This is a genomic window from Mesorhizobium sp. M5C.F.Ca.IN.020.32.2.1 (assembly GCF_004023105.1).
Classification (GTDB): Bacteria; Pseudomonadota; Alphaproteobacteria; order Rhizobiales; family Rhizobiaceae; genus Mesorhizobium; species Mesorhizobium wenxiniae.
This window is the reverse complement of the sequence record NZ_RZSX01000162.1, coordinates 1-9185: the sequence shown is the minus strand read 5'-3', so window position 1 is coordinate 9185 and position 9185 is coordinate 1. Positions and strand designations below refer to the sequence as shown.

10 protein-coding genes and 1 pseudogene are annotated in these 9185 nt (G+C 62.6%); 1 reads left to right on the top strand and 10 read right to left on the bottom strand.

All coding sequences use genetic code 11. The annotated features are described in order from the left end of the window. Positions 1 to 6 precede the first annotated feature (6 nt). Positions 7 to 348 (top strand): transcriptional regulator, encoded by a 342-nt coding sequence (locus tag EOA86_RS10905; protein WP_029354350.1) that lies wholly within the window; start codon positions 7 to 9, stop codon positions 346 to 348. Here the strand turns inward: EOA86_RS10905 and EOA86_RS10900 are convergent. The 10 genes and pseudogenes from EOA86_RS10900 to EOA86_RS10850 all read right to left on the bottom strand — a co-directional run. Further along, positions 318 to 770 (bottom strand): hypothetical protein, encoded by a 453-nt coding sequence (locus tag EOA86_RS10900; protein WP_095519595.1) that lies wholly within the window; start codon positions 768 to 770, stop codon positions 318 to 320. The genes EOA86_RS10905 and EOA86_RS10900 overlap by 31 nt on opposite strands. A 131-nt stretch (positions 771 to 901) precedes the next feature. Next, on the bottom strand, positions 902 to 1747 hold the full coding sequence (locus EOA86_RS10895; protein ID WP_128341627.1) for a 23S rRNA (adenine(2030)-N(6))-methyltransferase RlmJ: 846 nt from the start codon (positions 1745 to 1747) through the stop codon (positions 902 to 904). A 7-nt stretch (positions 1748 to 1754) separates the two neighbouring features. After that, entirely contained in the window at positions 1755 to 2378 is a 624-nt protein-coding gene (locus EOA86_RS10890) for a hypothetical protein (RefSeq protein WP_128341625.1), read from the bottom strand. 185 nt (positions 2379 to 2563) lie between these two features. Continuing rightward, entirely contained in the window at positions 2564 to 3664 is a 1101-nt protein-coding gene (gene ugpC, locus EOA86_RS10880; protein ID WP_065008940.1) for a sn-glycerol-3-phosphate ABC transporter ATP-binding protein UgpC, read from the bottom strand. Between the two features lie 10 nt (positions 3665 to 3674). Continuing rightward, positions 3675 to 4508, bottom strand: a complete 834-nt coding sequence (locus tag EOA86_RS10875) for a carbohydrate ABC transporter permease (protein WP_095483211.1) — start codon at positions 4506 to 4508, stop codon at positions 3675 to 3677. A 19-nt stretch (positions 4509 to 4527) separates the two neighbouring features. Beyond that, positions 4528 to 5463 (bottom strand): sugar ABC transporter permease, encoded by a 936-nt coding sequence (locus EOA86_RS10870; protein WP_128341624.1) that lies wholly within the window; start codon positions 5461 to 5463, stop codon positions 4528 to 4530. A 103-nt stretch (positions 5464 to 5566) separates the two neighbouring features. Further along, positions 5567 to 6826: a sugar ABC transporter substrate-binding protein gene (locus EOA86_RS10865; RefSeq protein WP_128341622.1), complete on the bottom strand. Its 1260-nt coding sequence runs from the start codon at positions 6824 to 6826 to the stop codon at positions 5567 to 5569. A gap of 27 nt (positions 6827 to 6853) precedes the next feature. Then, positions 6854 to 8029 (bottom strand): PLP-dependent transferase, encoded by a 1176-nt coding sequence (locus EOA86_RS10860; protein WP_127212332.1) that lies wholly within the window; start codon positions 8027 to 8029, stop codon positions 6854 to 6856. Further along, complete coding sequence (locus EOA86_RS10855; protein ID WP_127212333.1) at positions 8026 to 8766, bottom strand: FadR/GntR family transcriptional regulator; 741 nt, start codon at positions 8764 to 8766, stop codon at positions 8026 to 8028. The genes EOA86_RS10860 and EOA86_RS10855 overlap by 4 nt, the downstream gene beginning before the upstream one ends. A gap of 232 nt (positions 8767 to 8998) precedes the next feature. After that, a pseudogene (locus EOA86_RS10850) lies at positions 8999 to 9185 on the bottom strand (TetR family transcriptional regulator); the annotation flags it as partial.

Sequence of the window (9185 nt, the reverse complement as noted above, 5' to 3'; positions counted from 1 at the left end):
GGCCCAATGATGGCTGCCGACGAAATCATCCACCAGAGCGTGCGGCTCATGATCATGGCGGCGCTGAATTCTCTGGAGAGGCGCGAAGCGCTGGAATTCACCCGATTGAAGGCCATCGTCAATGCCACCGACGGCAATCTCGGCGCGCATATCGATACGCTTGCCAAGGCGGGATATGTCGATGTCGAAAAGCTGTTTGTCGGACGCCGGCCGCAAACGCGGGTCAAGGCGACATCAATCGGACGGCGCGCCTTTCGCGGTCACGCCGCCTTCCTTCGCGCCATCCTCGATGAGGCGGAGCAGCCAGGTAAACGCGTTCAGCGCAGGACGCGGCAGCGGCCGTTGTAGACCATCCAGCGGTCGAAGCCCGCGACGCAGAATTCGACATTATCGCCGATCGAGGCAAAGCCCTGCCCTTCCTCGATCAGATACCAGATGGTGCGGGCGTGGCCGTCGGACAGGCTGACGGTGGCGCCGCAATAGCGACGGCCGATCGGCCAGGTTTCATTGGCTGGCAGATAGCGGTGCTGGTGGATCCCCTGGAAATCGGTGATCTCGACATCGGGCAGATTCGGCACGTGGCGCACCTGGTAGGAGAAGCGGCTGGTGATCTTGTTCAGCACCCAGGCCTCACCGCAAACGCCGCTGTCTTCTTCGGTATAGACGGCAAGGTCGGCCGCCTTTGCTGCCTGGGTGACGGCGAGGGACGCGCCGAGCGGCGTGCAAAGGGCGATCAGTGCGGCAAGTGCGGATTGGGCGAAGCGAGTCATGGCAGCCTCTTATGGTCGACTGCGCGCACTGTGCGGATTCGCTTGCGCGCGGTCAAGCGGTTGTAGAGACGATGGTTTCTTAGGCTGAAATCGCCTTCAGCCAATGCAGGCGCGCGGATACCTCTGCCGCCTTACGCCGCCAGCCATTCCAGCGTCCAGTGCGCCGGTTTTCCGACGACAAGCAATTTGTGCAAGGCCGGCAGCAGCGTGCGCAGCTCGCGCTCCAGCGTGAACGGCGGGTTGACCACCACCATGCCGCTGCCGTCGAGGCTGGGCTCGGCCGATGGCGGCCTGATCTCGAAGCCGATGTCGAGCAGCTTCGGGACGCCTGACTGCACCAGCGCTTTCCGGAAGGCGATGACCGCTTTGCGGTCCTTGACCGGATACCAAAGCGCATAGATGCCGCCCGGCCAGCGCTTGTGGGCTTTCCGCAGCCCATCGACGAGGCGGTCGAACTCGCACTCTTCCTCAAACGGCGGATCGACCAGCACGAGACCGCGCTTTTCCTTCGGCGGCAGATGCGCGCGGAGCGCCAGCCAGCCATCGAGCTCGATCACCCGGGTCTGGAAATCGCCGGCGAATAGCGCTCTCAGCTTCGCGGCATCCTGGCGATGCAACTCGATCGCTGACAGCCGGTCCTGCTTGCGCATGAGATGACGCGCGATCAGCGGCGAGCCCGGATATTTGTTCAGGCCGCCTTCAGAATTGAGCGAACGGACGGCTTCCAGATAAGGCGCCAGAAGTGATGCCGCCGGCGCGTCGAGCGCGGCATCGAAAAGCCGGCTGATGCCGCCTTGCCATTCGCCGGTCTTTTGCGCTTCAGTCGATGACAGGTCGTAGCGGCCGATGCCGGCATGGGTGTCGATGACGCGAAACGCCTTGTCCTTCTGCTTCAGATATTCGACGAGCCGGCTCAGCACGACATGCTTGACGACATCGGCGAAGTTTCCGGCGTGATAGGCGTGGCGGTAGTTCATACGATACTCAATTCGACGACCCGCCCCTGCCCCAGCGCGGCGGTGGCGGCTGCGAATTCGGATTTTGCGGCCGGCCGCCGCCACCGAAACGAAACGCCAGCACCAGCCCGATCAGGCCGACTGCCATCAACGAGAAGCCGACCGGCTGCGCCCGATGATCGACCTCGCCAACGCCGGAGCGCAGCACTAGGTCCACCGCCCGCATCTCGATGCCCTCGGCGTCGCCTGGGCCGACGGTGAAGATGTAGGGGCCGGGGCTGACCGTCGGGATCAGGCCTGCCTCGTCGCGAAAGATCTTGTCCGGCAGTTGCGGGCTGACCTGGCGCGGATTTTCCGAATGGTTGAATTGCAGCGTCGAGGCGAGCACCGTCCTGCCGCCGGTGGCGGCGGTCAGCGTCAGCACGGTGCGCTGTTGCGAGACGACGATGCGTTCGGCCCTCGCGGTGAGGTCGACCAGCACCCGCACCGGCGCGTCGCGAGCGGCGAGTAATACCGTCACCGGCTTGAACCGGCCCTGCTCGTAGACCCGCCAGGTGCCAATCTCATGGCCGGAGAAATTGCTCATCGCCCAGGGATAGACGACGCCGATGCCGGTGCCGGCGAGCAGGATCAGAAAAAACAGAAAGCGCATGCGCTCGACTACCTTGCCCGGATATTATTTAGCGCCGCCGCGGGCGCGTTCCATTTCGTCCAGGAGCATGTCGAGGCCGGACGTTGTATCGAATTCGGCGGTGCCAAGATAGACAATAACATGGGACCTAAAAGTGGAAACCGGTTTTGGGAGAATCCGAATGATCTGAGCGATCGTAACGAGGATCAGCCCTTCCCCTTCTGGAGGCTCGATTCCAATGCGCGCTTTCCCGTCTCATCGAACAAATGCAGATGCTGCGGCGGGAACGCCACGGTCACGGTCGGGCCGGCCGTCAGCGCCGCCCGGTCGAGCGTGAAGACGTTGAATGGCAGGCCGTGCAGGCCGAGATGCAGGATGATGCCGAAGCCGGTCGGCTCGATCAGGTCGACCGTCGCCCTCAGGCTGCTCTCCGAGGCCGGCGACATCTCGACGTGCTCCGGCCGGATGCCGAGCGTCACCGCCGCGCCTTCCTCCAGTTGATAACCAGACGAAAGCCCAATCAGCGTTCCGTCAGGCAATCGTGCGCCGGCCGTGCCTGCGCCGACCTCATAGCGTGCCGACAGAAAATTCATGGCCGGCGATCCGATGAAGCCGGCCACGAACAGGTTGGCAGGGCGGTCGTAAAGCTCCAGCGGGCTGCCGACCTGCTGCACCACGCCCTCATGCATGGCGACGATCCGGTCGGCCAGTGTCATCGCCTCGATCTGGTCGTGGGTAACATAGATCGAGGTCGCGCCGAGGTCGCGGTGCAGCTTCTTGATCTCTGCCCGCATCTGCTCACGCAGGCGCGCGTCGAGGTTGGACAGCGGCTCGTCGAACAGGAATGCTTTGGGTTGGCGCACGATCGCGCGGCCCATCGCGACGCGCTGGCGCTGACCGCCCGACAGTGCCTTCGGCCGCCGCGCAAGCAGCGGCTGCAGCTCAAGCTTCCGGGCGGCATTGCTGACAGCGGCTGTGATCTTCTCGTGGGCGGCCTTCCGGATCCGCAAGCCATAGCTCATGTTCTCGGCGACGTTCATGTGTGGGTAGAGCGCGTAGGATTGGAACACCATGGCGATGTCGCGGTCCTTGGGCGCCCGCTCATTGACGCGCATGCCGTCGATCCGGATCTCACCTTCGGTCACCTCCTCGAGCCCGGCGATCATCCGCAGCAGCGTGCTCTTGCCGCAGCCCGACGGGCCCACCAGCACCACGAACTCGCCGTTCTTTATCGCCAGATCGACGCCGTGCAGCACGGAGACGATGCCGAAATTCTTGCGGACGTTGCGGATGTCGATCGATGCCATGAAACCTCACTCAGCCCTTGACCGCGCCGGCCGTCAGGCCCTGTACCAGATAGCGCTGGATGAACAGGAAGAAGAGGCAGGCCGGGATCAGTGCCAGCACGCCGGCCGCCATCATCTGCCCGAAATCGACCGAAAACTTCGACACGAAGGTGAGCAGACCGACCGGAAACGTGGCGGCGCTGTTGCCCGAAATCAGCATTAGCGCGAACAGCAGTTCGCTCCATGCGGCGGTGAACACAAAACCCAGCGTCGCCGCAATGCCCGGCAGCGTCAGCGGCAGGACGATCTGGCGAAATGCCATGAACTGCGTAGCGCCATCGATCTTGGCCGCCTCCTCCAGCTCCTTGGGAATGCCGTCGAAAAACGACTGCATCAGGAACGTTGCGAAAGGGATGTTGAAGGCGGTGTAGACGACGACCAGCCCGGTCAGGCTGTTGGTCAGCCCGAGCGGCGAGAGCATCTTGAAGATCGGCGCGACCAGCATCACCAATGGAAACATCTGGGTGAGCAGCATCAGCGCGACCAGCCAGTATTTGCCGCGGAAGGTGAAGCGCGACAACGCATAGCCAGAGAGAGACGCGAGCAGCGTCACGATCACGGCCGTTGCGCCGGCAACGATCATGCTGTTCCTGAAGAAGACCGGGAATGCGCTGTGGGCGAGCACGAAGCGGAAATGTTCAAAGCTCATCCGCGACGGCCACATCCGCACGCCCTCCGAATAGAGCAGATCGTTCGGCGTCACCGATACTTTCAACAGCCAGAACAGCGGGAACAGCGCAAAGACCACGTAGCAGAGGATCGCCAGGCGATGCAGCGCGGTGCCGAAAATCGAATACCTGTTCATCTGGTCATCGCCCGATCCATCAAGCCCGATCCATCAGGACTTGCCGAAGCATGACGATCAGCATCGAATAGGCGAGCAGCAGAATGAGCAGCACCAGCGCAATGGCCGAGGCATAGCCGAAATCAAGGGCCCTGAAGGCCTGCGTGAAGATGTAGCTCGCGACAATTTGCGTGCGGTCGGCTGGGCCGCCGCTGGTCATGACGATGATCAGGTCGGCGAAGTTCGCGATCCAGACGGTGCGCAACAGCACGGTGATCGCAATGGTCGGCGCAAGGAATGGCAACGTTATCGACGTGAACCGCCTGACCGCACCGGCGCCGTCGATCGCCGCCGCCTCGTAGAGGTCGCGCGGGATGGCCTGGAGCGCCGCCAGCAGCGTGATGGCGAAGAAGGGAATGCCCCACCAGACGTTGGCGATGATCGGTCCCCACATGGCGAGCTGCGGATTGGAAAGGATGTTGGCCGGCTCACTCATCAGGCCGAGCGCATAAAGCCAATGCGGCAGCGGTCCGATGACGGGGTTGAACAGCCACGCCCAGTTGAGCCCGGTGAGGAAGGTCGGCACCGCCCAGGGCAGGAACACCAGCGCCTGCGCGATGGCGCGACCGGCAAACGGCCGGTCGAGCAACAGCGCTAGGGCCAGGCCGAACACGAATTGCAGGAAGACGGATGCGCCGGTCCACCACAGCGTGTTGCGCAGCGCCCGATAGAAATTTTCGTCGTCATAGAGGGTGCGAAAATGATCGAGCCCGACATAGCCGCCAGAGAACGGGTTGAGCAAGTGCACGTCGCGGAAGGCGTAGGACAGGCCTAGCACCAGCGGCGCCAGCATGATGGTGACGATCAGAATCAGCGCCGGGGCGGTGTAAAGATACGGCTCGGCATGGCGCGTGATCCGGTCGACCAGCGACCGGCGGCGCGATTCCGTGAACCCGGCGGTGGCGTCAAAAACCATCAGCTAACGCTTTCGTTCCAATTGGCCATCCTTCCAATCGACCATGGACGAGATCTACCGGAGCCGCCCACGATGGGCGGCTCCGATGCTCTCGGTCCGCCGTTTATTTCTTGGCCAGGTGTTTCTGCTGCGCCTTGGTCAGATAGTCCGCCCACTGGTTGGCCATTTCCTCGGGTGTGATATCGCCGAGCAGGGCCTGTTGACTGGTCTTGATGACCATCGAGTCCTTGAAGAAGGCGAACTCCTCGAGATAGGTCGGCATGACCGTCGGCACTGCATCCTTGTCCTCGAGTTCGGCGAACCAGCCCTTGAACTGCTCGCTTGAGTAAAAGGGATCCTTTTCGGCCGACTTGTGGACCGGCAGCGCTCCAGTGCGCTTGTTCCACTCGACGTTGCCCTCGGGCCCTTCGAGCGTTTCGATCAGCTTCCAGGACAGGTCCTTGTTCTGGCTGGCCGCCATCATCGACCAACCGGCATAGCCGATGGTCGGGAACGTCTTGCCGCCAGGCCCCTTCGGCATGGTCGTGACGCCGTAGTCTTCCGGCTTCATCCGCTCGGCTATCGCGATCAGTGCGTCCGGATCCTGATCAAGCATTGCGCAATTGCCGGTGTAGAATCCGGCGACGATTTCGTTAAAACCCCAGTTGACGCTGTCCTTCGGTGCCAATCCCTTCTTGTAGAGATCGACGACCCAGGTCAGTCCCTTGATCCAGCCCTCGCTGTTCATCGTCGAGGTGCCGTCGTCGTTGAAGAATTTGTTGGACCCGGCCATCGTTGCGCCGAACATAATCCAGCCGTTGAGGCCGCCCGGCCCGCCGCGCAGGCAGTAGCCGTATTTGCCCGGAAGCTTGGAAACTTTCTCCGACGCCGCCACGAACTCGTCCATCGTCTTGGGCGGCTCGGCGACACCAGCCTCCTGGAACAGCTTCTTGTTGTAGAACATCGCCCGGAGATAGAAGCCGTAGGGGAGCATGTAGGCGGTGTTGTTCACGTCGCGGCCGAGTTCAAGCGCGCGATCGGTGAGGCCCGAGGTGTGCTCCCATTTGGCAAGATAGGGTTCGAGGCTTTCGAGAAGGCCGTTGTTGGCATAGAGCGAGAGCCAGGTGTCCGGCATCTCCATAACGTCGGGGATTTCGCCGGCGGACACCATGGTCGCGAATTTCTGGAACGCCTCGCCCCAGGGCAGCGAGATGATTTCGACCTTCGTGCCCGGGTTGGCAGCCTCGAATTTGGAGACGATCGATTTCAGGGTTTCGGTGCGCTCGGGGCTGGTGATCACCTCCACGAGCTTCAGCGTCGTGTCGGCGAGTGCAGCACCCGACATCAGTACGGTGGCGAATGCGGCGATAAGAAGCTTCTTCATTTTCCGTTCCCTTCTTGTCTGGTTGCTTCAGGTCTTTTCTTCGGACGCGGCGTCGATCGCCGTTTCCAGGTCACTCCACAGCGCCTCGGTTCCCTCAAGGCCGACATGGAGACGCACGGACCGCGGATGGACGCCGAACGCCATCGCGGAATTGGGTTGGGCCTTCTGCTGCAGCACGACCTCGCCGGGCACAATGAGGCTTTCGTGGCCGCCCCAGGACACGCCCAGCTTGAACAGCTTGAGGCGGTCGGCAAACGTGCGGATATCGATGCCGTCGCGGAAGACAAATGAGAACAGGCCCGACGTGCCGGTGAGCCCCGCAGGAAGCTGGTTGGCCAACCCCGGATGACAGACCTTCTCCACGATCGGATGATCCTGCAGGCGCCGTGCGATTTCGAGGCCGGAGGCCTGATGCGCGCGCATCCGGATCGGCAGCGTGCGCAAGCCGCGGATCAAGAGCCAGGCGTCGAATGGCGACAGCTTGCCGCCGAGATATGGATAGGCTTCGCCGCGGATGCGGCCGATCAAGTCCTTCGAGCCCGCGACCACTCCGGCCACGACATCGCTGTGGCCACCCAGATACTTGGATGCGGAGTGGACCACAACGTCCACACCGAGCGACAGCGGCCGCTGGAAGACCGGGCTGGCCCAGCTGTTGTCGATGATGGTCGGGATGCCGCTGGACCTTGCCAGCGCAGCGAGCGCACCGATGTCATGCGTTTCCATGACCCAGCTGGTGGGGCTTTCCATATAGAACAGCTTGGCGCCAGGCAGGGCGCTCGCGACAGCCGCCTCGTCGCGCCCGTCGACATAGGTCACCTCGATGCGCATGCGCGCGAGCAGCGTCCCGAACAGCCGGAACGCGTCCGGGTAGATATGCCTGACCGCGACAATGCGGTCGCCCGGTTCGACGAAGCTCAGCACTGCCGATGAGATGGCGGACATGCCGCTCGCAAAACCAATGGCGTCCTCAGCGCCCTCCAGTTTTGCCAGCATTTCCTCGAACATGCGCACGGTCGGGTTCAGCCCGCGCGTGTAGGTCGGCCGCACTTTTTCGCCGCGGTATGTCTCGAGCATCTCGTCATAGTTCGGGAAGGTGAAGAGCGAGGTCTGCACGATCGGCGGAACGACGGCATCGAAGGCGTTGCCCTCGTCATGGGCGGCGATCAGCGACGCCTGGTCGAAAAAATCGGCACCGTTCATTTCGACATTTCCTCGATATCCTCTGCCACGATCTCGAGGATCTTCAGCGTTTTTCCGCGCGCCAGCTCCGCGTTCCTGGCGACGATGGCATCGAACAGCTCGCGGTGATACGGAAACGATCGCCGCGCAAAATCCTGCCGGTCGAAAGGATGGTCCCAGAAGCGCTCGAAAGCTTCGCGCATCTGCCCCAGGAGTTGGCGGAAAAGCGGGTTGTGCGTGGCGTCATAGACGGCCAGGTGAAAGGCCAAGTCTTCCGGACCCGACGTGCCGGTGGCGAGATGGACGCGCTCCATCTCGATGAGTTTTTCCTCGATCGTCCGCAGATCGTCGACTGTCCGCCGCCGCGCCGCGACCATGCTAGCCTCGGCCTCGATGCCGCGGCGTACCTCGAGGGTGTGCAAGAGGCCATCGCGCAGCTCTGCCGTATCGAGCGACAGCGGCAAATGGATCGTGCCGGCGGATATCGGCTTCAGCAGGTAGGTGCCGCTGCCTTTGCGGGTCTCGGTGACGCCGAGCGCTTCGAAACGCCCCATCGCCTCGCGTATCGTCGAGCGCCCGACGGAAAGCGCGGCCATCAATTCGCGTTCGGTCGGAAGCCGGTCACCGCTCTTCAGCGCAGCGCGCTCGACATAGTCGGCTAGCGCTTCCATAACCTGCTTGCCGCGGTCCAACGGCGGGAGCGTGGCGATTGCCACACGCGTGGCAGGTGCCCCGGGCAGTTCGCCGCGCGCTCGCATGGTGCCTACGCCCAAAATTGGTCTGACATCTTAGCAGAATTGCGCGCGGCCGACCTTTCGTCAAGTGCCCGGGCAGTGTCTCAGCTTGCATTTCGGCTCACGACCCACCGTGGAACCATAAACCTTGACGCAACGGCTTCTTCTGCGACGTCGCAAAAGAATCAGGTGCAAAACTGTCGCTCTAATCGGGATTTTGCGACAGTCGCTTTGAGTCCAAAGCTACCGTTCAGCCTCATCCTGGAGAGAGGCCATCGAGCAGAAAGCCGAGGCCTTTCCGGAAAGCGCCGTCCCAATCGTTGTCCAACAGCAGACGAGAGCGTTCGATTGTCGGGTAGCGTTCGCTGAGACGTGTAAGGCGCTGCTGCGCGGCGACCCTGTCGTCGTCCGAGAGGTCGAAGCTCGCCCGGGTGATGGTGGCG

Bases quoted from the DNA above. Each gene is read 5' to 3' on its own strand.
- EOA86_RS10905 (WP_029354350.1), top strand. From the start codon at position 7: ATGATGGCTGCCGACGAAATCATCCACCAGAGCGTGCGGCTCATGATC.
- EOA86_RS10900 (WP_095519595.1), bottom strand. From the start codon at position 770: ATGACTCGCTTCGCCCAATCCGCACTTGCCGCACTGATCGCCCTTTGC.
- EOA86_RS10895 (WP_128341627.1), bottom strand. From the start codon at position 1,747: ATGAACTACCGCCACGCCTATCACGCCGGAAACTTCGCCGATGTCGTC.
- EOA86_RS10890 (WP_128341625.1), bottom strand. From the start codon at position 2,378: ATGCGCTTTCTGTTTTTTCTGATCCTGCTCGCCGGCACCGGCATCGGC.
- ugpC (WP_065008940.1), bottom strand. From the start codon at position 3,664: ATGGCATCGATCGACATCCGCAACGTCCGCAAGAATTTCGGCATCGTC.
- EOA86_RS10875 (WP_095483211.1), bottom strand. From the start codon at position 4,508: ATGAACAGGTATTCGATTTTCGGCACCGCGCTGCATCGCCTGGCGATC.
- EOA86_RS10870 (WP_128341624.1), bottom strand. From the start codon at position 5,463: ATGGTTTTTGACGCCACCGCCGGGTTCACGGAATCGCGCCGCCGGTCG.
- EOA86_RS10865 (WP_128341622.1), bottom strand. From the start codon at position 6,826: ATGAAGAAGCTTCTTATCGCCGCATTCGCCACCGTACTGATGTCGGGT.
- EOA86_RS10860 (WP_127212332.1), bottom strand. From the start codon at position 8,029: ATGAACGGTGCCGATTTTTTCGACCAGGCGTCGCTGATCGCCGCCCAT.
- EOA86_RS10855 (WP_127212333.1), bottom strand. From the start codon at position 8,766: ATGCGAGCGCGCGGCGAACTGCCCGGGGCACCTGCCACGCGTGTGGCA.